General features: G+C 45.2%; 20 protein-coding genes, 2 tRNA genes and 1 rRNA gene. 7 read left to right on the top strand and 16 right to left on the bottom strand.

The genetic code is table 11. The annotated features are described in order from the left end of the window. Nucleotides 1-198 precede the first annotated feature (198 nt). The 3 genes from ACAM37_RS02830 to ACAM37_RS02820 form a co-directional block, all read right to left on the bottom strand. Nucleotides 199-274, bottom strand: a tRNA-Ala gene (locus tag ACAM37_RS02830). Between the two features lie 85 nt (nt 275-359). Then, a tRNA-Ile gene (locus tag ACAM37_RS02825) sits at nt 360-436 on the bottom strand. A gap of 136 nt (nt 437-572) precedes the next feature. Next, nucleotides 573-2,104: ribosomal RNA gene (locus tag ACAM37_RS02820) — 16S ribosomal RNA — on the bottom strand. 588 nt (nt 2,105-2,692) lie between these two features. Here ACAM37_RS02820 and ccoG point away from each other — a divergent pair. Both ccoG and ACAM37_RS02810 read left to right on the top strand, forming a co-directional pair. Continuing rightward, nucleotides 2,693-4,117 (top strand): cytochrome c oxidase accessory protein CcoG, encoded by a 1,425-nt coding sequence (ccoG, locus tag ACAM37_RS02815; protein ID WP_050325858.1) that lies wholly within the window; start codon nt 2,693-2,695, stop codon nt 4,115-4,117. Between the two features lie 126 nt (nt 4,118-4,243). Beyond that, entirely contained in the window at nt 4,244-4,813 is a 570-nt protein-coding gene (locus ACAM37_RS02810) for a FixH family protein (RefSeq protein WP_369626508.1), read from the top strand. 119 nt (nt 4,814-4,932) lie between these two features. Here ACAM37_RS02810 and ACAM37_RS02805 read toward each other — a convergent pair whose 3' ends face one another. After that, a complete protein-coding gene (locus tag ACAM37_RS02805; protein ID WP_369626507.1) occupies nt 4,933-5,856 on the bottom strand; it encodes a PHP domain-containing protein in 924 nt (307 codons plus the stop codon). A 204-nt stretch (nt 5,857-6,060) separates the two neighbouring features. Here ACAM37_RS02805 and ACAM37_RS02800 point away from each other — a divergent pair, with 204 nt between their 5' ends. The 4 genes from ACAM37_RS02800 (at nt 6,061) to ACAM37_RS02785 (ending at nt 8,758) form a co-directional block, all read left to right on the top strand. Continuing rightward, entirely contained in the window at nt 6,061-6,624 is a 564-nt protein-coding gene (locus ACAM37_RS02800) for an inner membrane-spanning protein YciB (RefSeq protein ID WP_369626506.1), read from the top strand. A 12-nt stretch (nt 6,625-6,636) separates the two neighbouring features. Continuing rightward, nucleotides 6,637-6,939: a YciI family protein gene (locus ACAM37_RS02795; protein WP_099834262.1), complete on the top strand. Its 303-nt coding sequence runs from the start codon at nt 6,637-6,639 to the stop codon at nt 6,937-6,939. A 65-nt stretch (nt 6,940-7,004) separates the two neighbouring features. Continuing rightward, nucleotides 7,005-7,433 carry an SH3 domain-containing protein gene (locus ACAM37_RS02790; protein ID WP_282841264.1) on the top strand — a complete coding sequence of 143 codons (429 nt, stop codon included), beginning with the start codon at nt 7,005-7,007 and terminating at the stop codon, nt 7,431-7,433. A gap of 44 nt (nt 7,434-7,477) precedes the next feature. Beyond that, nucleotides 7,478-8,758: a TIGR03862 family flavoprotein gene (locus tag ACAM37_RS02785; protein WP_369626505.1), complete on the top strand. Its 1,281-nt coding sequence runs from the start codon at nt 7,478-7,480 to the stop codon at nt 8,756-8,758. Nucleotides 8,759-8,768: 10 nt separating this feature from the next. Here the strand turns inward: ACAM37_RS02785 and ACAM37_RS02780 are convergent, their stop codons facing one another. After that, complete coding sequence (locus ACAM37_RS02780) at nt 8,769-10,118, bottom strand: APC family permease (RefSeq protein ID WP_369626504.1); 1,350 nt, start codon at nt 10,116-10,118, stop codon at nt 8,769-8,771. Between the two features lie 146 nt (nt 10,119-10,264). Here ACAM37_RS02780 and mnmC1 point away from each other — a divergent pair, with 146 nt between their 5' ends. Further along, the gene (gene mnmC1, locus ACAM37_RS02775) at nt 10,265-12,364 is read left to right on the top strand and encodes an FAD-dependent 5-carboxymethylaminomethyl-2-thiouridine(34) oxidoreductase MnmC1 (protein WP_369626503.1); all 2,100 of its coding nucleotides are present in this window, start codon (nt 10,265-10,267) and stop codon (nt 12,362-12,364) included. Between the two features lies 1 nt (nt 12,365). Here the strand turns inward: mnmC1 and ACAM37_RS02770 are convergent, their stop codons facing one another. From ACAM37_RS02770 to ACAM37_RS02720, 11 genes are read right to left on the bottom strand one after another with little or no spacing between them, the layout of a single operon-like run. Beyond that, nucleotides 12,366-13,175: a glycosyltransferase family 2 protein gene (locus tag ACAM37_RS02770; RefSeq protein WP_369626502.1), complete on the bottom strand. Its 810-nt coding sequence runs from the start codon at nt 13,173-13,175 to the stop codon at nt 12,366-12,368. After that, the gene (locus ACAM37_RS02765) at nt 13,172-13,996 is read right to left on the bottom strand and encodes a beta-1,6-N-acetylglucosaminyltransferase (RefSeq protein WP_369626501.1); all 825 of its coding nucleotides are present in this window, start codon (nt 13,994-13,996) and stop codon (nt 13,172-13,174) included. The genes ACAM37_RS02770 and ACAM37_RS02765 overlap by 4 nt, the downstream gene beginning before the upstream one ends. A gap of 4 nt (nt 13,997-14,000) precedes the next feature. After that, on the bottom strand, nt 14,001-15,002 hold the full coding sequence (locus tag ACAM37_RS02760; RefSeq protein ID WP_369626500.1) for a glycosyltransferase family 52: 1,002 nt from the start codon (nt 15,000-15,002) through the stop codon (nt 14,001-14,003). Continuing rightward, the gene (locus ACAM37_RS02755; protein WP_369626499.1) at nt 14,999-16,255 is read right to left on the bottom strand and encodes an oligosaccharide flippase family protein; all 1,257 of its coding nucleotides are present in this window, start codon (nt 16,253-16,255) and stop codon (nt 14,999-15,001) included. The genes ACAM37_RS02760 and ACAM37_RS02755 overlap by 4 nt, the downstream gene beginning before the upstream one ends. Further along, on the bottom strand, nt 16,255-17,307 hold the full coding sequence (pseI, locus tag ACAM37_RS02750) for a pseudaminic acid synthase (protein ID WP_369626498.1): 1,053 nt from the start codon (nt 17,305-17,307) through the stop codon (nt 16,255-16,257). The genes ACAM37_RS02755 and pseI overlap by 1 nt, the downstream gene beginning before the upstream one ends. A 10-nt stretch (nt 17,308-17,317) precedes the next feature. After that, nucleotides 17,318-19,012 (bottom strand): UDP-2,4-diacetamido-2,4,6-trideoxy-beta-L-altropyranose hydrolase, encoded by a 1,695-nt coding sequence (gene pseG / locus ACAM37_RS02745; RefSeq protein WP_369626497.1) that lies wholly within the window; start codon nt 19,010-19,012, stop codon nt 17,318-17,320. After that, a complete protein-coding gene (pseF, locus tag ACAM37_RS02740; RefSeq protein ID WP_369626496.1) occupies nt 19,009-19,683 on the bottom strand; it encodes a pseudaminic acid cytidylyltransferase in 675 nt (224 codons plus the stop codon). Before pseF ends, pseG begins: the two co-directional genes overlap by 4 nt. After that, entirely contained in the window at nt 19,683-20,864 is a 1,182-nt protein-coding gene (pseC, locus tag ACAM37_RS02735; protein ID WP_369626495.1) for a UDP-4-amino-4,6-dideoxy-N-acetyl-beta-L-altrosamine transaminase, read from the bottom strand. The genes pseF and pseC overlap by 1 nt, the downstream gene beginning before the upstream one ends. A gap of 54 nt (nt 20,865-20,918) precedes the next feature. Further along, nucleotides 20,919-21,917 carry a UDP-N-acetylglucosamine 4,6-dehydratase (inverting) gene (gene pseB / locus ACAM37_RS02730; protein ID WP_369626494.1) on the bottom strand — a complete coding sequence of 333 codons (999 nt, stop codon included), beginning with the start codon at nt 21,915-21,917 and terminating at the stop codon, nt 20,919-20,921. A gap of 39 nt (nt 21,918-21,956) precedes the next feature. Further along, on the bottom strand, nt 21,957-23,222 hold the full coding sequence (locus tag ACAM37_RS02725; protein ID WP_369626493.1) for an exopolysaccharide biosynthesis polyprenyl glycosylphosphotransferase: 1,266 nt from the start codon (nt 23,220-23,222) through the stop codon (nt 21,957-21,959). After that, the gene (locus tag ACAM37_RS02720) at nt 23,222-25,021 is read right to left on the bottom strand and encodes a PglL family O-oligosaccharyltransferase (protein WP_369626492.1); all 1,800 of its coding nucleotides are present in this window, start codon (nt 25,019-25,021) and stop codon (nt 23,222-23,224) included. Before ACAM37_RS02720 ends, ACAM37_RS02725 begins: the two co-directional genes overlap by 1 nt. Between the last annotated feature and the right edge of the window lie 325 nt (nt 25,022-25,346).

Raw genomic sequence — 25,346 nt, 5'->3', positions numbered from 1 at the left:
ATTTCTTTGGGTCTGATTGGCTGATTACTAAGGTTAATTATCTTCGTTGGAACTTGATAATTAACCCAGACTCATTTCTCTATGTTGTTATTGAATTATCAGACCCTCGTCAGGTCGTGATTTCTGATAAAACAGATTGAAGTAATCTCTTAATACTTACTAAATTACTCTGTCTGCTTTATAACGTTAAGCTAATTATGGTGGAGCCAAGGAGAGTCGAACTCCTGACCTCCTGCGTGCAAGGCAGGCGCTCTACCAACTGAGCTATGGCCCCTGAGCAAGGATCAGCAAAGCATCGCTTTGCCCGAGCGCAAGAGAATTTACGAAGTAAATTCTAAAGCATTTAACCTCTGGTTAAATGGTGGGTCTAATAAGACTTGAACTTATGACCCCTGCCTTATCAAGGCAGTGCTCTAACCAACTGAGCTATAGACCCTGAACGAGGATTAGCAAAGCATCGCTTTGCCCGAGTGCAAGAGAATTTACGAAGTAAATTCTGAAGCCGTAACCCTCGAATTAGCTTATTTATACACAAGAACAACTTGCTGTGAATTCTCACTTAGTGCTTTAGTTAAGGAGGTGATCCAGCCGCAGGTTCCCCTACGGCTACCTTGTTACGACTTCACCCCAGTCATCGACCACACCGTGGTAAGCGCCCTCTTTCGTTAGGCTACCTACTTCTGGTGCAATAGACTCCCATGGTGTGACGGGCGGTGTGTACAAGGCCCGGGAACGTATTCACCGCAGCATTCTGATCTGCGATTACTAGCGATTCCGACTTCATGGAGTCGAGTTGCAGACTCCAATCCGGACTACGATAGGCTTTTTGAGATTAGCATCACATCGCTGTGTAGCAACCCTCTGTACCTACCATTGTAGCACGTGTGTAGCCCTGGTCGTAAGGGCCATGATGACTTGACGTCGTCCCCGCCTTCCTCCAGTTTGTCACTGGCAGTATCCTTAAAGTTCCCGGCTTAACCCGCTGGCAAATAAGGAAAAGGGTTGCGCTCGTTGCGGGACTTAACCCAACATCTCACGACACGAGCTGACGACAGCCATGCAGCACCTGTATGTGAATTCCCGAAGGCACTCCCGCATCTCTGCAGGATTCTCACTATGTCAAGACCAGGTAAGGTTCTTCGCGTTGCATCGAATTAAACCACATGCTCCACCGCTTGTGCGGGCCCCCGTCAATTCATTTGAGTTTTAACCTTGCGGCCGTACTCCCCAGGCGGTCTACTTATCGCGTTAACTGCGCCACTAAAGTCTCAAGGACCCCAACGGCTAGTAGACATCGTTTACGGCGTGGACTACCAGGGTATCTAATCCTGTTTGCTACCCACGCTTTCGAATCTCAGTGTCAATATTATGCCAGGAAGCTGCCTTCGCCATCGGTATTCCTCCAGATCTCTACGCATTTCACCGCTACACCTGGAATTCTACTTCCCTCTCACATATTCTAGCACCACCAGTATCACATGCAGTTCCCAGGTTAAGCCCGGGGATTTCACATGTGACTTAATGAGCCACCTACACTCGCTTTACGCCCAGTAATTCCGATTAACGCTCGCACCCTCTGTATTACCGCGGCTGCTGGCACAGAGTTAGCCGGTGCTTATTCTGCAGGTAACGTCTAATCTAATGGGTATTAACCATTAGCCTCTCCTCCCTGCTTAAAGTGCTTTACAACCAAAAGGCCTTCTTCACACACGCGGCATGGCTGGATCAGGGTTGCCCCCATTGTCCAATATTCCCCACTGCTGCCTCCCGTAGGAGTCCGGACCGTGTCTCAGTTCCGGTGTGACTGATCATCCTCTCAGACCAGTTACAGATCGTCGCCTTGGTGGGCCTTTACCCCACCAACTAGCTAATCTGATTTAGGCTCATCTAATAGCAAGAGCTTGCGCCCCCTTTCACCCGTAGGTCGTATGCGGTATTAATTCGAGTTTCCCCGAGCTATCCCCCACTACTAGGCAGATTCCTAAATGTTACTCACCCGTCCGCCACTAATCATATCTAGCAAGCTAGATAATCATCGTTCGACTTGCATGTGTTAAGCCTGCCGCCAGCGTTCAATCTGAGCCATGATCAAACTCTTCAGTTTAATCTTTCTATATCCTAATCACCACTTCCGCAGTCACTAAGATATTAATTTGTTGACTCAATTATTTATACTGTCTTTGCTCAAATAAACTTACGAGTATCTTCACTCTGACAATACAAATTAATTAAAGTCTTAATTTTATCGCCCTAAGTGAAAATCCACACAAGTTGTTCTTGTGTTTGTTGTTATTTAGTTCACAACATCATCGGCTGATGTCGTTAAGAAGGTCGCTATTTTAACAGCTTATTTTGTGTTGTCAATAACTTTTTTCTTTAATTTTTTATGACCGCTCAACTTATATCTATATTAATTTAAGTTGTTGTTTTTACTACAGTTTGTGGCTGTAGTCGCTGCCAGTGAGTGCGTATTATACGCTTTTCTTTTTACCTGTCAATACCACTACGAAAAGTTTTTTCATTTATTTTGCAGTTATTGATAATTCCCTTTATTTTGTGGGTATTTAGTGCCATTTGATATATAATTGAATATATTGTTTAAGCAATTTTTTGTTAGGCGATGTTCGCTAGTTTTGCGGTCGTCGTCTTTCATTTTTTTATATTCATGTCAGAAAATATGTGAGGGCAAACAATGTCTGTACAACCTCCTTCCCCTGCTGGTAATGATTTTAGACTTCCTGTTCACCAAGTAGATGCCACTAAAAAACGCGTACACCCCCGTTTTGTGACGGGTTTTTATCAAAACATCCGCGTTGTCAGTATGTATTTTTTATTGTTGTTGTTTTTGGTGTTACCATGGATTCGCTATGGCGGACACCAAGCAATATGGTTCGATTTCTCGGGTTCTAAGATTGTGCTATTTGGGCTAACTTTTTTACCCCAAGACGTTTTTATTTTTGCGTTTTTCTTTATGGTTGCTGCCTTTTTATTGTTTATGGTGACCGTTTATGCCGGTCGTGTGTGGTGTGGCTATGCGTGTCCACAGACGATTTGGACGCATATGTACCAATATACTGAGAAGCTTATCATCGGTGATCGTAATAAGCAGTTTAAGTTAGATAAAGCGCCTTGGAATGGCGAAAAAATCATGAAACGCGGCTTGGTGTATCTGATTTGGTTTATCATGGCGTTGGTGACTGCATTGACGTTTAGTAGTTATGCCGTTGGGACTGATTATCTTTATCATAGTTGGCAATGGTTTGGCGTTATTCCTGTGCCAGATTGGACACCGCTAACTTGGGTTTCGGTACTTATTTTTACCTTTGCGACGTTTGCCAATGCAGGCTATATGCGTGAGCACTTTTGTACCCATATTTGCCCCTATGGCCGCTTCCAAAGCGTGATGTTCGATAAAGATACGTTGATTGTCACCTATGACTATAAACGTGGTGAGCCACGTGGCGCACGTAAAAGAGGCGGTGAAGATGAGAACTTAGGTGACTGTATCAACTGTTTGATGTGTGTGCAAGTGTGTCCGACGGGTATCGATATTCGTGATGGTTTGCAAGTTGAATGCATCCAGTGTGCGGCCTGTGTCGATGCGTGTAATGACATCATGGATAAAGTTAATAAACCACGCGGTTTGATTCGTTATAGTACCGAACGCCAATTGGTAGAGAATGAGCCAAGTAAAATTTTGCGTCCCCGGTTTTTTGCTTATTTGGCGGTGATTACGTTGTTGATTGGGACGGGGGTTTATTTTTTAACCAGTCGTGTACCGCTGCAGATTGATATTCGCCGTGACCGTAATCAGTTGTCGTCAATCAATGCGCAAGGTTTGGTAGAAAATAACTACATCATCAAAATCACCAACAAAACCCAGCAAGACCATGATTATGCGGTGACATTGACACCACAACCCGGCTTAAAACTTGATAGCCGCTTTAAAACCATTCCATTAGAAGCAGGCGAAAGTTATGACTTCCCTGTCAGTGTGCTGGGCGATCCAAAAGTGATTACCCAAAGCAATATTCCTATCCAAATGCAAGTGGTGAGCGTGGATGATGGCGGCAAATATAAAGCGGTAAAAGATAACGTGTTTACCACCGATAAATAAGTTTGATTGCCTAAAAAAGCTGATTTTGATAATCGGCTTTTTTTGTGCCAAATTATTGGCGCACGTTATTGGGGCACGGGTTTTTCTGCTATACTAGCTTTTTGATTGTTATCTGCTGAGTGGTCTATGGCAACGCCGACAAATTCTCCTGCTTCATCAACTTCTAATCAGTCGATATCCAAACTTTGGTATAAAAATTATATGGTTTGGATTTTTGTTATTGGTCTGCCGCTATTTGTGGTAGTCGCCTGTATCTGGTTCGTGTTTTACTCGGTGAGAATCCAAGACTCTACTGTGCGTGATGACTGGTACATGGATGGTAAGACCTTATATGCGGATGTGTCCAAAGATAAACTGGCGCATGATTTGGGGCTAACCGGTCAAATGATGATTAGCCATCAGGCAGTGAACTTTAAACTTGAGGCGCCCGTCAGTGACAAATTTAAAGCGCCTGAGCAATTGGCAGTGGAGATTTCCCATGCCACCCAAAAGCAAAAAGACCGTGACATTATTGTCAAACGGTTAAGTGATGGCAGTTATGCGGGCAATGTGCAGCTAGACCCGTCTAAAGGCAAATACTATATTGTGGTGCATGACCCAGCCAATAGCTGGCGACTGCGTGCAATTGAGGAATTGCCGATGGCAAAGTCGATTGACTTTAAGCCACTGACCGCGTTTGATAAAAAACCAGACTAACACTGGCTAAGATTAACTAATAAATAATCGGCACTTGGCGTCCTTGTGCCTTTCATAGATATTCTCATAACCAAAAATGCTAAAAAACCTTGCTGGGTAGTCAACGAAATGGTAAGTGTTTAACAACTCTCCCAAATCCCCACTTGCCCTTCGTGCAATTTTGGTACACCGCCAAGCACGCGCCAAGGCATGGTGCTGCCGTGAAAATCACTACCGATAGACACCTTTAACTCATGCTCTTTAATCACTCTATCGATCATATGGCGGGTTGAAGTCGGTTCATTACTGGCGGGCAATTCCACCGCATCGCCACCGCTACTGGCAAAATCTGCAATCAGTTTACGCACTTTGTTGGCGGTTAAATTGTAACGGGTCGCATGAGCCAAAGATGCTTTGCCACCGCAGTCATGAATCAAATTGATGCAATCTTTAAGCGATAAGCCATCGAGTGCCACATAGCAAGGTTTATGGTCAGCCAAATAGCCAGTAAAGGCTTTTTGCACATCACTCACCAAGCCTAGATCCGCCATCACTTTGGCGATATGGGTACGACCGACTGCTTGGGGATTACCTTTTGCTTGCACTAACACCGCCTGCCAAATCTCATCCATCGGGCGTTTAAAGGTACTTGCCACACGCTCGCACATCGCATAGCCGCGCATTTCTCGATTGGCTTGGATGGCAGCCAGTTTGTTATGCATTGTTTCAATATCACTAAAGCCGTACCCCAATACATGAATCACTTTTTCATTTTGGGCAGGTTTTTTGGCGTAGCCGCCCATGACACGATGACGGCAGCTGATTTCAACACCGTGAATCAGCGTCATACCAAGGCTATCAGCGGTTTGGCGCGCCTCAAGGATACCAAGTACCGTATCATGGTCGCTTAAGGATAATACTTTCACCCCTTTTTCATGCGCTTTTTGCACCACTTCGCTTGGGCTAAAAGTACCATCTGAGCGGGTACTGTGGCAGTGCATATCAATCGGAAGTTGGGTATAAATAGGACTGCTAGACAAGATATCGAGATTTAAAGAATTCACAAATACGCCTTAATTACAAAAGCTAGTTGCCAACAATAGGACAAAAAGGGGTTAAGACAAAGAGGGGTTAACTCTGCGCTGGCTTATTCACAAGGGCACGTGATTGATGAAGCAAGGAAAATCGCAAAGTTACTTTTCGATTTTAGCATATCCGTGTAAACTAGCGGCTAAGATTTTTACAAGCGATTTTTGTTAGAGACGACTATGAGTGGTTTATTGGATTTGCTACCTTTACTGGCATTTTTTTACTTTTCCAAACAACAAGGGGTACTGGCAGGTGCGGCGGCGTTATTGATTACCACACTGGTGGTATATGTGGTGCATTTTGCCCGGCAAAAAGGCAAGCTTAATAAACAGCAGTGGGTGACGCTGATTTTAACCGTGGGATTTTGTGGGTTAAGCTTAATTTTCCATGACGAAGCGTTTTTAAAATGGAAATCAACCGTCATCAATAGCGTATTTGCGATTGCCCTCATTATCAGTGTCGCGATAGGTAAACCGCTATTAGAGTTGGCAATGAAAAATGTGTTTCGATTGACCCAATCGGGCTGGAATAAACTCACCCTCGCTTGGGCAGGGTATTTCTTACTGATGGCAGGTTTGCAATATTATTTTGCGTTTTTTACCAACAACGATACCTGGATTAATTTTAAAAGCTGGGGATGGATACCGGTGATGCTCGTGTTTTTAATCGGGCAATTTATGTTCTTAAAAAACCATCTAAATCCAGATATACAGCAACAAACCAATGATAAAGGAAAAAACTAAAGGAGAATATGGATGGCACTTTATATTATTATCGGTCATGACGTCCCTGATAGCCTTGAGCTACGCAAACAATTCCGTTCTGCTCATCTTGAGCGTCTTACGCAGTTAGATGAGCAGCACCGTCTAATCATCGCAGGCCCTACGCCCATTGCGCATGGAGAGCCTGAAATGAGTGGCAGTGTATTGGTCGTGGATTTTGACAGCGATGAAGCCGTGCAAGCTTGGGCAAGTGAAGAGCCTTACTTATTAAATGGTGTGTATAGTCATGTGGATATCAAACCTTTTATCCAAGTTTTTCCTAAATCAGTGAGTTAATGTTGGGTTTAACAGTTGTTTGCAGTACATAATTGGCAAAGTCTGGGTGGTGATAGGTGGTAAGCATGAAAAAATTGGTGGGCAGGTTGGCAAACGGCGCAGTGTTATTGACGGTATTACAGGTAACGAGCCTGACCCATGCAGCACCGCAAGTTATCGTCACTGACCCAAAAACAGGACAACCACTCGCCAAACAGCCAGAGATTGCCTCGAGCGTTGCCAGTAGCACCTCACCGATGCAAAACCCCAAACAACCTACCCTTGCCCAGCTCAACCAGCCCACTGACAGCCAGTTGTCTAAAGCCAACCAACAACTATTGGCAAAAAATGCTGAATTACAAAACCAAGTCGATAGTTTAAATACGCAGGTCAAAGTACTTATCAATGAGCGCAGTGGACAAATTTTTATCTACGGTGCGGTCACTGCACTGCTCAGTGGGATACTTGGTATCGCACTGGGCTGGATGGTCGCGGGACGTAAAGGTCGTTGGTAATCGACTTTACAAGCCTACTATTATAAGCCTAACATTGACTTGCTATGATGCCAAATAACCAAACCGACTTGCCAAAAAAGCCCACCGTCGCCATCATTGGCGCGGGTCCTGCTGGCCTGATGGCGGCAGATTATCTGCGCCAGTTTGATGTTACAATCCACGTATTTGAACAAAAACCTTCCCCTGCCCGCAAACTGTTGATGGCAGGTAAATCTGGACTCAATATCTCGCACGCTGAGCCCGTTGATACCTTTGTCACACGCTATCAGCCCAACGACTGGCTAACGCCGCATATTGAAGATTTTAATGCGGCGCATATCCGTGATTTTATGACCCGCTTAGGAGTTGAATCTTTTGTTGGCTCGACAGGTCGCATCTTTCCTACCATGATGAAAGCCTCGCCACTGCTGCGGGCGTGGTTGCAAGCGCTGCAGCAGGATGGTGTAACGTTTTTTTATCGGCATAGCTGTGACAACATTGAGGGCAAGCAAGCGACTTTTTCGGTAGTGCATGAAAGCGGTAACCTGACTGTTAGCAAAAGCTTTGATGCGATTGTGTTGGCAACGGGCGCGATGTCATGGTCGCGGCTCGGTAGTGATGGCAAATGGCAGGCATGGCTCAGCGATACAGAATTGACGCCGTTCTATGCCAGCAATGTCGGTATCTGTCGCCCACTGTCACAGCCTTGGTCAGCGCATTTGCACCGCGATTTTGGCAAAGCGTTAAAACGCGTGAAAGCTCAGGTGACGTTGCCCGATGGCAAAATTGAGCAGGGTTTTGGTGATATTATTCTCACCCATTATGGTATGGAAAGCGGGCTGATATATCGGCTCAATCGTGCCATGCGCGAGCAATTAAATCATACGGGCAAGGTATCACTACAACTTGATTTGCTGCCTGATGTGTCTGACGAAAAATTATTGAGTAGTTTAAAAAACCCCAAAAAACAATCGCTAGCTAACCTTTGGCGAAAGGCAGGCCTTGATCCGGTCAAAATCGCCTTACTCAGAGAAATCGTCGCAAAAACGCACTGGCATGATGCCGATAAGATGACAAAGGCAATCAAACAGTTAATGGTAGAATTCGATAACTTTCGACCGATTGAAGAAGCGATTAGCTGTGGCGGCGGGGTAAAACGTACAGCATTAACTGAGGATTTTTCGCTAAAATCCAATCCTTATGTATTTTGCTGTGGCGAGATGCTTGATTGGGATGCGCCAACGGGTGGCTATCTGCTGACGGCTTGTTTTGCCACGGGCCGAGCCGTCGGACAAGGCGTGGCGCAGTTTTTAGCGTTATCCAAAAAGTTGACGCAATGCAATTGACATAAGGTACTTATCGACTGTGCAGATAGCGACTGTAAAAGTAGGCAAGCAGCAGCACAAGCGCACAAATCGGTAAGCAGACAGGCAAAAACAGCGGATTTTGCATACCGCCGAACACTACCATCAGCGAGCCCAATGCCGCCAAAATCGGCGATATTACGCCCAATAACATACTTTTGATATGACCTTGTTGCCATAATCGAAACACAGCAAAGTAAAATACCAAATACAGCAAATAACTCACCACAATCGCGATTTCTGAGATATCCATATCGCCTAGCAGCTGACTTTTCATCACCGTATAATGCACAGCCGCCCAAAACATAGATAAGGCAAAACCTAGCAGCGCTGAACCAACCGATAGCTGATAGATGGGCGAGACGTGACGCAATTGCGCGCTAAACGGAATCAATGATTTGAGCGCTAAAGAATGCGGCAGACGAATCAAACCTAATACCAAGCCATTGACTGTGCCCATCACCGAAATCACCACAAATACCAAAAAGGCTTTGGCAGCGGTTCCACCAAATAACTGGGTCGCGACCACATACACGCTTTCATCACCCAATGCCATCACTTGTGCGGCGCCTAGATACGCGGTAAGTCCAACAAAGTACAGCAAATAGCCCAATAAAATCAACATAGGGGCAACAACTAACGCAATCGGTAAATTACGTTTGGCATGTTTGATTTCCCCTGAAATACTGGTAGAGACCACCCAGCCATCAAACGAAAACGCAATCGGACCGATGGCGCCGAGCCATGCCAAAGACTGGGTCGCTTGACGCGCGGATTCACTTGGATGGGTTAACGCAGCCACAGGGTCGCCATAGACAAAAGCCATCATCCCTAGCACAAATAACGGAATTAATTTAACGATAGTGGCAAAGACTTGAAAACGCCCTGCAAACACCGCTGCCATCACATTAAACAGATAACAAATGACAAACCACGTCAGCCCAATGCCCATTTGTAATTCAAGCGATGCCTCTTTTACCCCAAATAATAGGGCGGTGTAAATACCCACTACCCACGTCACCACCACGCCAAGCGTCGGGTAATACAAAAATAATTGAAACCAGCCAATCATGGTAGAAAAATGTGGACTGACAAATTCATCGGCATAGCCAATCAAGCCGCCATGCGCATCGGTACGTTTTGCCAGCTCAGCAATCGATAACGAACCGAAAATAATCGCTACCGCCGCCAATACAAAAACCCCTACCCCCAACGCCACATTGCCATGGGTATATTTTAAAACATTGTCTGCCTTAAAAAATATCCCTGAGCCAATCACAATCCCCACAATCATTGCCAATGCGGTGATTAGGTTATAACGCCCGTTACTTGATTGATTCATGTTGTTACCACACCCAAAAAAAGCTGCATGCCATGTTGCAACGATAAAAAATCAGTTATGCTATACCCCCTAATCGCTGTTTTCAAGCCTTGTATTAGTAATATTTTATTCAGCACTAACTTTTAGTTATTTATTATGGGTCACTGATGTCACAATCTAGCCAACGTCCTGTCACAAGCTCAAGCAAAAGTAGCACCCTAGCAGCAACCATTCAAACCGCCAAACTGCACTGGCAGCTAGATGATAACGGCGTGACTGTCCCCCTCTCTGGCGACTTTGGTGATGTCTATTTTTCCAAAACCGATGGCTTGGCAGAATCTCGCCATGTTTTTATTGATGGCAACAACTTAGCCTCTCGCCTCGCTAATTTGCGGAACTTTGAACGATTTGTCATCGGTGAGATTGGTTTTGGCACAGGGCTTAATATCTTGGCTATTTGGCAACTGTGGCAACAAATCAGACCTGACAATCACAGCCATTTACATATCATTACCACTGAAAAATTTCCCCTACGCAAAACTGACCTTGAACAAGCGCTGAGCGTTTGGACAGAGCTTGCTGGGTTATCACAACAGCTCATTGCAAACTATCCACCGCCACTGGCTGGCTGTCATCGTTTGAACTGGTTTGATGAACGATTGACGATTGATTTATGGCTTGGCGATGCGACAGGCAGTTTGTCGCAAGTGACTGGGCAAGGCAAAGTCGATGCGTGGCTACTTGATGGGTTTGCGCCGAGCTGTAACCAAGAGCTTTGGTCAGCGGCTTTATTGGCTCAAATCGCAAGATTGTCCAAACCTCACACGACTTTGGCGACATTTAGCGTGGCAAGCGCAGTCAAACAGGGGCTAAAACATCAGGGTTTTAGCTTAGCCAAACGTAAAGGCTTTGGCAAAAAGCGAGAAATGCTCACCGCAAGCTTTCAACCTAAGTTAACATCCGCCAGTTTTTGCGAACTTTATTTTCGCTATAACAAAAAAATTAAACCATTTTTTATCACCCTACCCTTTACGGACACGTTTGAATCCCGACGTCGTCACCGTCGAAAAGCCAATAACGTTAAAGGCTTTGAACTACCCAATTTTTCCGCCATCACAAAACCGCTGTCTGTCGCGGTGATTGGGGCGGGTGTAGCGGGGTTAAGCAGTGCGTATGCCTTAGCCGTCCGTGGACACAAGGTCACCATTTTTGATAAAGATGAGCCATTGGCAGGCGCATCGGGCAACATACGCGGTTTTCTTGCACCAAAACTTACCAGCCTAAAACGTCTTGAAACCAATCTACATGCGATTGGTTATTTGGCAAGCTGTCGATTTTACCCTTATTTGACCGCACAAACCGGTATTGAAATCCTACAAACTACCGGCTGTTTGGATTTACTCTCACACAATCGCTTACAACTCGATGAAGTCAAAGATTTTCCCATTGAATTTGCCCGTTTATTGACCGCTGAACAAGCCAAAGCAAAGGTCGGTTATGAGGTTGGGCAAGCAATATTTTTGCCCAATGCCGGGTTAATCACTACCGCAAACTTTGCCAACGCTGTTTTATGCCACCCCAATATTAGCTTTCAAACCGAGAAATTAACCTATTTTCAGCAAGCCTATTTTCAGCAAGATTGCGACCAAGTGCTATTAACATTCACTGAGCGTCAGCAGTTTTTTGACCATGTGATTTTGTGCATGGCATTAGACACCTGCGATTTTTTACCCACCGTTAAACGCTTTAATCACAGCCGTGGGCAAGTGACGTGGTTTGTTGTCGATGACCATGATAAAGCACAGTTGCCAAAACTGCCGCTAAAGTATGGCAGTTATTACGCCAGTTTTAACGAAAACAGCAAACGCCATGTCATGCTTGGGGCAAGTTTTGTTAGGGATACCTTGGATACCACGCCAGCCGTTGCTGACCACCAGATGAATGTGGCAGATTTGGCGGATGCGGTGCCCGATTTGGTCAACAACACCGATATGTTTACCGTCGAAAAAAACATCCCCCATTGGCAGGGTCGCGCCAGTATCCGCAGCCAAACCGTGGATTATCTACCCCTAGTTGGGCAGGTGTGGCAAGCGGGTTATGAAAGCAAAAGCCGAGTCTGGAGCTTTTCGGCATTGGGGTCAAAAGGCTATGCTTATGCGCCGATTTGTAGTGAGCTGTTGGCGGGACTGATGTGTGGGGAAATATTGCCGTTAGCTAACAAAATGGTCAACAGTTTAAGTCCCAATCGCAAGGTCATTCGGCGCTAAGTTATTTTCTCAGCAGTTTTTGATAAACCAAACTGCGTAAACTATTTGGCAATAATCGCACCGGTAAGCGAATGGCGAGGTTTTTAAGCAATTGCGCCATAGGCAAAAACCCTTGTTGATAAAAGCTTTGCTGGATTGCCCACTCGTATCGGGCATACGCCAAGCCCCCGCGCCGTTCATACATCGCATCCCCTGCCCGTGCATACACCAGCACCTCGGGCAAATTGGCAAACTGATAGCCAGCGACCAATAATCGTACCCACAAATCATAATCTTCAAACAGCGGCGCATGCCGATAGCTACCGACTGCTTGTACCGCTGATTTTTTGAAGGCAACCGTCATGTGGTTGATGGGATTGCGCGACTTGGCTGAGGCAAAAATTGCCTCGTGTGAGGTTGGCACCGTGCGAGATTTTTTCCCCTGTGATAGCTGCTTTTCAAATTCAATGATTTGCCCGCCCAACACGTCAATTTCAGGATGGTTTTGGATAAAGTTGATTTGCTGCTCAAAGCGGTTAGGCACACAGATATCATCCGTATCCATGCGCATGACCCAGTCATGTTGACAAGCGTTTAGACCTGCATTCAAAGCCTGTCCAAGCCCGACGTTTTTTGTTAAAGCGATAATCGTTAACGGTAGTTGCAGCTTAAAATCTTGTACCACTTTTTGTAATGCCAAATTGATTGGACCATCAAAAACCAACACAACCTCAGCAGCTTGGCGTGTTTGGCTAACCAAGCTAGCTAGACATTCGGCCAGAAATTCGGGGTTTTCTTTGTCATACAGCGACATCAGTACAGAAAATTTCATATTAATTCACCCAGCCAAGTCAATGCCACATCCTTTTTTACTTTACGGGCAAACCAATAGCCATTAAATTTCGCCTGCTCAAGCTTTAATAAATCCAAATAAATCGGGCTATTACCATTATTTACATTTTTGTCAAAAATAATTTGTCGGCGGTTATCATTACTTAGGCGAATTTGATTGGTTAATTTTTCAGTAATTAGGGTTTGAAAAAAGTGTTCATCGGGCACCAGCTTGTGACGGAAAAAATCACTGTATTCATCGGTAAAAGGCATAATTTTTTCCCAGTCTGCACGCGTCACTGAAAACCATTGTGAGCCAAAATAAATGGGCGAGTGATAAGTTTTTATTTTTGCCACACCTTGTTGCAGTTTGGTGATGATTTTGCCCGTCAATTGCCGTTGCCAGTTGCTGTCGGCATGGGGGCTGTCCATAATAAAGCGATACGCATACTGTGGCGCCCTCTCGCAGGTCATCATCGCCTGAAAATCAAACCGCTGTTGCCACTGTTTTTCTATCACTTCAAATGGTTGTAACACCACATCTTCACCGCTTAACAGGTGAAAATAAGCATTGTCCTCATTGGCAAACGCCGTTTCAAACAATTTTAATGTTGCTTCAATTTGGCTAAACCCGCCCCAACGTACCGTTATTCTATCTTTGAGCAAAAATACATTGGCTAGCTGTGCAGTCTCAGCGTTAGGAAAATAATTGGATTTAGCATCCACATGCACATAAAAATTGACGTTGGGCTGAATTTTCGCCAGCTTAATAAAATAACTGATATCTTGATGGGCTTGGATAAGTAAGGCGTGTTTTTTCATATGACTACCCTTTGAACCCATTTAGATTATCTGCGTCATCTAAATTAATCAGGGTAAAACCACGACTGGCAAGAAACTGATAAGCATCAGGGAATTTATCCCACAGCGCTTGGGTATACACCATAAATACTTGGGTGCGGGGAAATTCTTTGAGCGAAAACACAGCAGTGCTGATAAAGGTATAAATTTCAAAGCGCTGCTGGGGGTTTTGTTGCAAAGCCTCGCTTAGATAATCTTCAATGATTTTATCGCTATCAATCACCGGCAAAACATGGCTAAAATCCAAGTTTTCTCGCGGGTGTGGACAAAATGCGTCAAGGTGAAATGTCTTGACCATTGTTTCTACAATATCAGCATAAGCTTTATCACCGATAAAATTGTCGAGGGCTTGCCCCAATAACAGCCGTTTTACCGGCAAATTCTCATCTGGCTGATTGTCTACTTTATCAAACAAATAAACAGGCTCGGTAGTGTCTATAATATTTTTTTCCTGGGGAAAAATGGTGAAATGTTTTTTGGAGATAGCCAAAATACTGGGAATACTGGGATAAGTAATGCCCACGGCGTGTTTAAACAGTTGTAGTGGTAAGGATTTTGGTAACGGTTGAAAATAGCTAGAGTTGGGGAAAATATTAGCGGTGCCGTCATCAAAGGTATACAGCTGTTGGAATGTTACTTTAGAAATAACATATTGCAAAAACAACACGTCAATACTGGCAAGATAGACGTTTTCGATAGGTTTTTGCCAAATATCAAGCGTGTTAAGTGTGGTTTTGATGTGGTTTAGGGTAGCAAAACGTTCGCCCCAGGTTTTATTGTTCAGTTCGATAAAGGCGGATTTTTCGCAGACCTGCTCAAGTTGTTCAAAATAATAGCGGTGTTTGGGCTCGCTTTTTGAATGGATACCATACGGCAAATAAAGCCCAATAAAGGGGGTACTGTGCTGCTTAATAATTTGCTTGGCAATCAACACTTGCAAGGGGGTGATACAAATAATGAGATTCATGGCGTTTTTTTGACCTTTTCCACCTGCAGCGTATAATAATATAACAACGGCAAAATCACCACGCCACTAATAATAGTCGCATACGGCACCACCGCCAGTGATACGCCACTTAACAGCCACAAGGCAAGCAAATACACCAGCGTTGAGATGACGGAACACAGCGAAATTTGCGCACTTTTGGCATGATAAAACAAAAAATTCACCAACAATAAATACGGAATTATCAGCGAAAACGCCAGTACAAACATCACCACATAATACTGGCTTTGGGCAAAATCTGCCCCCAATAGCCACGCCATCAATGACGACGGCATCGCCCACGCCATGGCAGTCAACAGAAAAGGCACTATTAAACTTAGCCAAAACAGTCGATGCAATTGCATCACTGTCATGCGCTGCGATTTTAGCCGTTCATATAAGTGAGGCACCAGCGCAGAATTGACCGCCATAATCACAATGGTCAAGCTACTAGCGACTTGCACCCCTGCCGAGTATACCCCTAGCTCATGACTGCTAAACCGCTCGTGAATCAACACTCGGTCAAGTTGCCCTTTGATGGTATAGCTTAACCCATGTAACAGCAGCGGCAAGCCTAGGGTTAAAATATAGCCCAGTCCCAGTTTGAGCCGTTTTGGGGTAAAGCGAAAGTTGATAGCAAATTGGTATTTTGCCCACGCCAACGCTGCCACAAAAGTAAACCCATGCGCCAAGATAATCGCAATCAGACGCTGGGCAACTTTATCGGTGGTATCGCCAGCAAAAAACTGAAAAATCAGCACCGTCCATAGTAAATTACCCAAGGCTAAGCCCAGTTGGATGGTCAGATAGCTAAACGGGCGTTTTTGGCATTGCCGCAGTGCCAGTTGGTTTTGAATCAAGGTTTGCAAAAAGGCAGTAAAAAAGCAGTAAAATAGCAATTCGCTATGTAACAGCCAACTAATCACCGTCCCAATCAGCAGCACGCCCACGCTATATAGCCCGCCTGCCAATAAAATATTGCCCAGCCCATGCCTGCCATACACATAAAAATACCGGGTCAACGCACCATTTTGCGACAGACTCATGGCGATTACAATAAACGCCGTGAGCGATAAATAATAGGACAAATCACCAAAGCCCGTTGTGCCTAATACCCTTGTTAAATAGGGCAATAGCAAAAACGGCACAGCTTTGGCGGTCATCTCGCCCACCACATAAATCAGGCTGTCTTTGAGCAAAGCAGATTGTGTTAAACGTTTGATTTTATTTAACATTACCTTTCAAGAACATCCCACGAGGTGGCGGTATTGGCTTGGATATCCGTTAGCACTTTTTTGCCCATTAATTCATCATAAAACTTCGGGGCAAGCCCAAAGCCAGGGCGAACGCTACGGATACAGCTTTCATCAATCACATCCCCTGCCGTCATGTCTTTGACAAAATACAGTGAGCGGCGAAATTGCACATTGCCGATTTCGCTTGATTTTCGCCCATAATCGACTTGTCCGAGCGACTGCCAAGCGGTTTTGCTATCACGGCAGAGCGCGGTGAGTTCGTCTTTTTCCAGTGAAAAACTGTCATCCGCGCCGCCGCCATTGCGGTCTAGGGTGACGTGTTTTTCAATAATACATGCCCCTAATGCCACGCTTGTCACGGCAGTGGTGTTGTCAAGCGTATGGTCGGATAAGCCAATCGGCACGCCAAAACGGCGCTGCATATCGACAATGGTACGCAGGTTATAATCCTGTGCAGGGGCAGGATAACCACTCACACAGTGCAATAACGCAAGCTCACGGCAGCCGCCATCACGAGCGGCGGCAACCGCCTCAGCAATTTCGGTTTGGTCTGCCATCCCTGTGGAGATAATCATTGGCTTGCCGGTACTTGCCACATATTTGATAAGCGGTAAATCAATGGCTTCAAACGAGGCGATTTTGTACGCTGGGGCGTTCAAATCCTCGAGTAAATCCACCGCAGTAAAGTCAAACGGTGAACTAAACATGGTGATACCGACTTTGTGAGCGTGCTCAAACAATGGTTTATGCCACTCCCACGGCGTGTAAGCTTCTTGGTACAAGTCATATAAGGTACGCCCGTCCCACAACCCTCCATGAATTTGGAAGTCAGCGGCGCTGCTGTTGAGGGTAATGGTATCTGCGGTGTAGGTTTGCATTTTGACCGCATCAGCCCCGCACGCCTTTGCCATGTCAATGATACGGTAAGCGTTATTGATGTCGCCGTTGTGGTTGGCGGACATTTCAGCAATGATGTACGGCGTATGGTCAATGCCGATTGGGCGATTGTTAATGCTAAAATTTTGATTCATAAAAACACCCCTAAAATAAAAAATCTTGCGATTTTAATTCAAACTCAACCACATCATACACTTTTTCACCCACACCAAAATGCTGTTTTAACACGCCTGTTTCGCTAAATCCCAATTTACGATGCAACGCCAGTGACGCGGTATTATATGCCAGCACTTGCGCGGTGATTTTACCAATGTCGGTGGTGTTGAAAATCCGTGCAATCGCCAAAACTCCCAACGCAAAGCCAAGCCCCTGCCCTTTTGCGCTATTAGGGGATAAATAAAACCCCCAACTGGCAGTTTTTTCATTCGCGCTTAAAGAATTAGGATTTGACGCATTAGGGTTTGGCGCATGGGTGTTTGCCAACTGCAGCGTCTGGTATTTATCTGCCGTCATTTGGGTAACATTGACTAGCCCCATCGGCTCGCCGCCTTTACTCCCATCCGTTTCAAAAATCAGCAAATGCACATTGGCATGGTCAAGCTGTTTGCGATACCATTTCTCATGGTCAGCGAGGGCAATTTCATCTTGCCCAAACATCCACTGGCGTACGTCGATGTGATTACGCCATTGCCAAATCATCTGGCTATCGGCTTGGGTCGCTTGTCGCACTTGACAATGTTGAAATTTTTGCGCAAATTCAATCCAGTGCGCAACCCGTTTCGCCCCTTGCCCATCGACCAGTTTGGCAGATTGGCGGCTGAATTTTTTATAATTGTCGGCCAGTTCGCTCAACAAGCGGGGCAGCTGCTCATCCAATGTAGCCATGTCAGTTACCACTTTGACCAGGTTTTTATCTGCCAACGCTTTGGCAATCACCTGCTGGTTATCGGCAAGCACGATCAGCACCATCGGTAAGCCCAAACAGCAGCGCTCCCAAGTCGTGCTGCCTGCCGCCCCAATCGCAAGGTCAGCATTTGCCATCAACTCCGCCATATTAGTCACATTGACAAGCACAGCACAGGCAAAACTTGCGTGTTTGGCAAACCTTTGCACACTTTTAATATGCGGTGCGGTTTTGCCCATGACGACAGTCACGTTAAACGCTTGCTCAGATTGTTGGACAAAGGTATTGAGACTTTGCAAAATCTTGAGCGTGACATTATCGTTATCGACTCCGCCAAGATTGACCAATATATTGTTGGGCGGCTGCACGCTTTTACGTCTGCTTAGGCTTATCGCTCGCCAGTTGGCAAACTCATCACGTAATAGTGTATAGCGTGTACCTAGTAGTCGCTGGCAATCACTTGGCACAAGCGGTTGATAATCTTCGTTTTTTCGCCCAAAATTTTGGTCGAGCAAAATCTCACAGTCGTGCGTTCGGTCGGCTAAATCGTCAATGGCTAAAATTTTAAGGTTTGGCAAAAGTCGTTTAGCTTGTTGCTCCCATTTTTCGCCAATCGCATAATGGTCGATAATCAGCCAATCTGGCTTTAACGCTTGCAAGATGGGTTTACACTCGGCAAAATCATCGCTTTCACTGGCGCCTAGCCACTCGCTATGGGCATGCTGTTTGATAAAATCTGCAATCCCACTTTTGGCTAACAGATGCACAGCAAAACCTTTTTGTCCAATCAAATCCGCCAAATGCCCGTCATGCTCCCGACAAATAAACGTGATGTCATGCCCTTGCTGTTTTAACCGGTCAGCGAGCGTGAGGCAACGCATGATATGACCGCTACCCATCGTTAAACTTGCATCTGCTCGGACCACGATCTTCATGCTCGCTCCAGTTGTGCTTGGTACAGGCGTTCAGCAAATCGCCAATCGTTATCATCATCAATATCGACCACACTGTATTTTGGCAACACATAGCCTAGGGCATGATTATGGATTTTATCCTCGCTGAGCCATGCTTCACGACTGCCCCAATAAAATTGCCCTGCGTCAAAATAAGCCTGCGTCAAATCTTGGGTTCGGGTGAGTTCATGTTGGCTAAACATGCTCGACACTTCACCGGCATCGCTTAATTTTAGTGAGCGTAATACATTGGATTCAAATTCTAAAACCGGAAAACAATACAAACTGTTGGATGACTGCCAACACTCAAAACTGTCGGTTAAATACTGCGATTTTAATAACGGCGTACAGGGGTATAGACAGCAGATATGGCTAGCTTTTGGCATGCTCTGCAGCACATGCCGAATCACCGCAGCAGTAGTGGCGTAATCATCGGCAAGCTCGGCCGGTCTTCGGCTGACAGTAGCACCATGGTGTCGAGCGATATCGGCAATAGCGCCATCATCAGTGGAGACGATAATCTGCTCAAACAATTGGCTGTTTTTTGCCGTTTCAATGGCACGAGCCAGCATGGGTTTGCCACAAAAATCTTTGATGTTTTTGCGCGGAATGCGTTTACTCCCCCCACGGGCAGGGATGATACAGACCTTCATTATGCTAATGCCTGATAAATTGCATTGACCACTTGCGCTTGCGAGGCTTCGCTCAAGTCATAATACAATGGCAAACTAATGGCTTGTGCATAGTAGCTCTCGGCATGGGGAAAATCGCCTTGTTTAAAGCCCAACTTGGCATAATAAGGCTGGGTATGCACTGGAATATAATGCACATTCACCCCGATATTTTGCGCCCGCAAACTGTCAAACACTTGCTTACGCGTTTTGCCACTGTCTGCTGTTAGTTGAATGGGATATAAATGAAACCCCGAATAATTAGCAGGATTGCGATAAGGCAACATAATCGGTAAGTCTTTGAGTAAGTCATCATACCGCTTGGCAAGCTGATGACGGCGAGCCACAAACTCATCCAACTTTGTCATTTGACTGACCCCCAATGCACCTTGCAATTCGGTCATGCGATAGTTAAAGCCCAAATCAATTTGCTGATAATACCAACCACCGTCAGGTTCATGGGTCATTAGATTGGCAGCACGGGTGATACCATGACTACGGAGTAACTGCATTTTTTCCGCCAACACGGGGTCATTCGTTGTTGCCAGTCCACCTTCTGCGGTGGTAATGATTTTGACAGGGTGAAAGCTAAAGACGGTAATGTCGCTAAACTCACAATTGCCAATTGGTTGATTGTGATATTTGCCACCAATGGCATGAGAGGCATCCTCAATAACCTTAAAGCCATATTGTTGCGATAGCGCATGAATGGCCGCCATATCACAGGGTTCACCGGTGAAATGCACGGGAATGACTATTTTTGGCAAGCGGTTTTCAGCATCGGCAAGCTGTAACTTTTCTGCTAACGCGTTGATAGACATATTGAGCGTTAGCGGATCAATATCCACAAAATCAATGTTAGCACCACAGTACAATCCACAGTTGGCAGATGCGGTAAAGGTAATCGGCGTCGTCCACAGCCAGTCGTCTTTACCCTTTTCACCTTGACCAAGCCCCAATGCCAAACAAGCAATATGTAGTGCTGACGTCGCACTATTCACCGCCACGCCAAACTTTGCCCCCGTATAGGTAGCGACGCGTTCTTCAAACGCTGGTACTTGACTACCTTGGGTCAAAAAATCAGACTGTAGCACAGCGACCACGGAATCAATATCAGTTTGGGTGATATGCTGACGACCATAAGGGATAAATTGATTTGCCATAATATTTGCCCAAGGGGTTCGTTATTAAGTGGGTTTGTTATCAAGGGTTAGCGTTTAAATTTTACCAATTTTTGCTTTGTTGGTTTCAATCCATTCTTGGAGCTGCCCAGTTGTCATCCACTCACTGTTATTATCACTGGCGTACACAAAGCCTTCTGGCACCTTAACACCATCTTTGATACGCTCAGGCGTTTCATCCCAGCCATTAATCGCAGGCAAGATTTTAAAATGCTCAGGATATTCGTAGGTATGAAAAGAATCTTCGGCACTAATCATTTGCTCATGCAATTTCTCGCCAGGACGAATACCAATGATTTTTTGCTCGGCAGTGGCAGAAACGGCAGTTGCCACATCTGGCATGGTCATAGAAGGAATTTTTTTGACATAAATTTCGCCGCCCACCATGTCGTCAAATGCATGCCAAACCAGCTCCACACCTTGTTCAAGCGAAATCATAAAACGGGTCATACGCGGGTCTGTGATGGTCAGTATGCCACTGTCTTTAATTGATAGAAAATACGGAATCACCGAGCCACGACTCCCCATGACATTGCCATAACGTACCACCGAAAAGCGTGTGCCATGCTCCCCTGAATAGGCGTTGCCTGCGACAAACAGTTTGTCCGATGCCAATTTGGTCGCGCCATACAGATTCACTGGACTAGACGCTTTGTCAGTCGATAAGGCAACGACTTTTTTCACCCCTTTATCAATACAGGCATCAATTAAATTCATTGCCCCGTTGATATTGGTTTTGACACATTCAAATGGATTATATTCGGCGGTGGGTACGATTTTGGTTGCTGCCGCATGCACCACATAATCCACCCCATCAAGCGCGCGATATAGACGGTCTTTATCGCGCACATCACCGATAAAAAACCGTACACGCGGGTCGCCTTGGTACAGTTTTGCCATTTCCCACTGTTTCATCTCATCACGCGACAGGATAATCAGTTTTTTAGGGTTGTATTTTTCAAGTGTCATCGGCACAAAGGTATGCCCAAATGAGCCTGTCCCGCCTGTCACTAGAATGGTTGAATTGGTTAACATAGTGCACTACCTATTATGGCTAAAGTTATTTATCGCAGTTTATCTAGCCCCAAAACCTGTCAGCATGGTTTGAATGGTTTTGAGCACAATCAAGATATCTAATGCAAAAGAAATATGTTTAATATAATAAAAATCGTACTGTACTTTAAGCGCTGTCTCATCGGTATCACTGGCATAGCCTTGTGTGACCTGCGCCCATCCAGAAATACCGGGTTTGACGATATGTCGATAATTATAAAAAGGGATGGTTTTTTCAAAGGTTTTAACAAAACTTAGCTGTTCGGGTCTCGGTCCAATCAGGCTCATATCGCCTTTGAGCACATTTAAAAATTGCGGCAATTCATCGATACGGGTTTTGCGAATAAATTTACCGACTTTAGTCACACGCGGGTCATTTTGTTGCGCCAGTTTTGCCCCGTTCTTTTCTGAGTCAAAGCGCATACTGCGAAATTTATAGATTTTAAACAATTTGCCGCCTTGCCCGACCCGCTCTTGGACAAATATGGCCTTACCCGGACTCTCCAACCGTATCGCAATGACAGTGACCACCGCAATCAGCAATACAAAGGGTGCTACCAATAAAATCGCTATAATATCAATCAGTTGTTTAAACCATAAATAGGTTTGCGATGGCAACAGCGAGCCCAATTCGTTTTCATACAAATGATGAATCGGCAGACGACCCGTCAAAGACTCATACACTTGGCGGTTATTATACACCGGTCTGCCCTGTAACGTTTGCTCGGTTAAAAATCGCTGCCAGTCTTCATCGAGTGCAGGCGATGACAGGTCTGCCACTATCGCTTGCACTTTTTTGGATTGTATGGCATCCAAATGCGGTTTTTCAAGCCGCAGCCAACGGATTTGAAAAATCGCTTCAAAGTTTTGACAATGCCCTAGTGGAATATACGCCATATAAGGTTGGTGCGCTTTTTGCTCAAGTAAAAATGATAAAAAGAAAAACACTACCCCGATAACACCCGATAAGCCAAAATAATATAGCGAATACGGCAGCCGAAAAACGATAATCACCATGCCTAACAGCATCATTACCAACAATAAGGTTGGCAACACAAAGCTAATGGAGCGTTGACCTGGAAACTCGGTGAGTTTGCGCAGACCCAGGGTGACGAGCAACACACCCAAGGTGGCTAACACCATACTGTTAAATTCAGTAATCAGCCAGCGCCCCTGCAAAAAGCGCATTCGCCACATCAGCAAGGCGGGCAACACCACCACCACCAACCATCCTACAATGAGGCGGAACACAAGATTTTGCCATAATAAAAAAATTACCCGCTGCATTATGGTGTAAGTCCTGTTTTTTCAGGGTTGGCGTGACGCCATTGTCTAAACTCACGGTATAAATCTGCAAATGTCGCAGGATCTTGTTTGGCAAGGTTGCCCAAGTCGGTCTCGACATTGTCACAATCCGACAAATTTTTTACCATGACACAAGCCGCTTTGATATGGGTTAATGCCGCTTGTTGGTCACCTTTATAGGCTAAGAACTGTGCATAAGCTAATATATTATACTGGGAAGAATCGGTATTTAGCACCTCTTCAAAGATTTCTTCTTTGACGCTTGCCTGATGGCGATTAATCGGCACTTGCATGGCAAGGATGCGGTCATGATACGCGCTAAAGCCAAACACCTCATTTTGATAGTCAATTCCTTTGTCTTGGTTTAGATGATTGGTGTGCTTGATAAAGCGATTATAATCCAAATAATTAAGATGAAAATATTGCCAAATATAGTAGCCTGATAGCATCGCCAAACCAAGCATGACCACAGACATGGCTTTTGTGAGTTTGGGTTGCCACACAAACTGCCAGTTGCGCTGATCAATCAACGCCAAAAATAAGGCAAACACCGCGAGATAACGAAAATACCATAACGGGTATTCTACGCTGGCATACAAGATACTGGCGATGACAAACGCCAGTGCAATGGCGCTTTCGCTGCTATGACGCAGATGAATCGCCCGCACCAGTAGCCAAACAATCGGCACAAAGCACAGTGCACCCAGCACACCTAGCTCCGCCAAAATCATGGTGGCAAAATTGTGAGAATGGTCGGCAATCTCTGGCCATTTAAAATATTGGGCATAATCAACGCTTGCGCCCATGTAGTTGTTCCAGCCGACTCCGGTGAGCACATGGTCATGAAATATCATCATGGCGCGTTCGCTCATCGCCGAGCGGTTCCCCTGCCCGCCCGCCATACGGCTTACCGCGCCAAGCTGATTGGCGCTGCTATAATTGCTAATCCAGCTTGCGCCCATATAATACAATACAAAAACAACTAACCCCAAAACGGTGGCAGAAAGTTTGCTTTTCCACGCTATCGGCTGGGTCAAAAAGAAAATGGGAATCACCGCCAGCATCATCACCAGTCCCGCCCGACTTTGTGTCAAGGCAAGCCCGATGGTAAATATCACAAACAATAGCATCAAACCAAACCGCGCATATTGTCGGTATCGACCCATCAGCCACTGCGGCGTACTTAACCTTTCTTGAAACGACTGCTGCAGTTGATAAATCACCCCACACAACGCCAACACAAACGCATAGCCTGCGTGATTGGCTTGCCCAAAGTTGCCATCATAGCGTCCGCCATTGGCGTTACCGCGCGCAATCACCCAGCCTTTATAATCAATCTGATAGCCGCTCATCTGCATCATTTGAATCATAAAGGTGACGATTGCCATTATATATACCGCAATAAACAGGCGGTTTAATAAATTCGCTTTATTTTCAATATTACTGCCTATCCACGCAGTCAAGGCAACGACCACCAAGCTTATCACCGGAAAGATTAAGGCATCAGGGTAAGCGATATGATTAAATAATGGCTGACATACAAGCAATAGCGCTAGCAGCAACCAAGTAAGCACAGATTTGCTCACCTTTGTCATCGGGTTTTGCCAAAAAAAAGCGGCTATGGCTAAGCTGATAAACCCAAATGCGGTGGCATTGACGACAAAATCTCGACCGAGTGGCGAATGCCAAGGCATTAGATAGGTCAAAATGGCGAAGCCCATGAATAGGGTAAATAGACGGATATCTTGATTGGGGGTTTGGGGTGGCGTAGATGGCAGCATAGGATTTTCGTATGGGTTAAACGCAAAAATGCTAAACGGGGTAGTTTAGCATTTTTTATAAAATAAGTATTCGATTCAGCAATGAAATTTATATCTTGATACTACTATATCTGTTTGGTAAGCTTTCAAAGGTAGCAATTTACGCTATCACTACACCTAAACAGAAACAAACAATAGGTGATGCAAATTACCCTATGACAATATTTGTCGAAAGCCTAAAATCCAATCTGACAATAATTGTCACTTTTTAATAAAAATAGGCAGATGAATCTATAATCTGAATTTTTTTATGGATAAGATGCTGTTTTTCTATGTAAATTGTCTA

The organism is Moraxella sp. K23 (assembly GCF_041154765.1).
Classification (GTDB): domain Bacteria; phylum Pseudomonadota; class Gammaproteobacteria; order Pseudomonadales; family Moraxellaceae; genus Faucicola; species Faucicola tetraodonis.
This window is presented reverse-complemented; position numbering and strand designations above follow the sequence as displayed.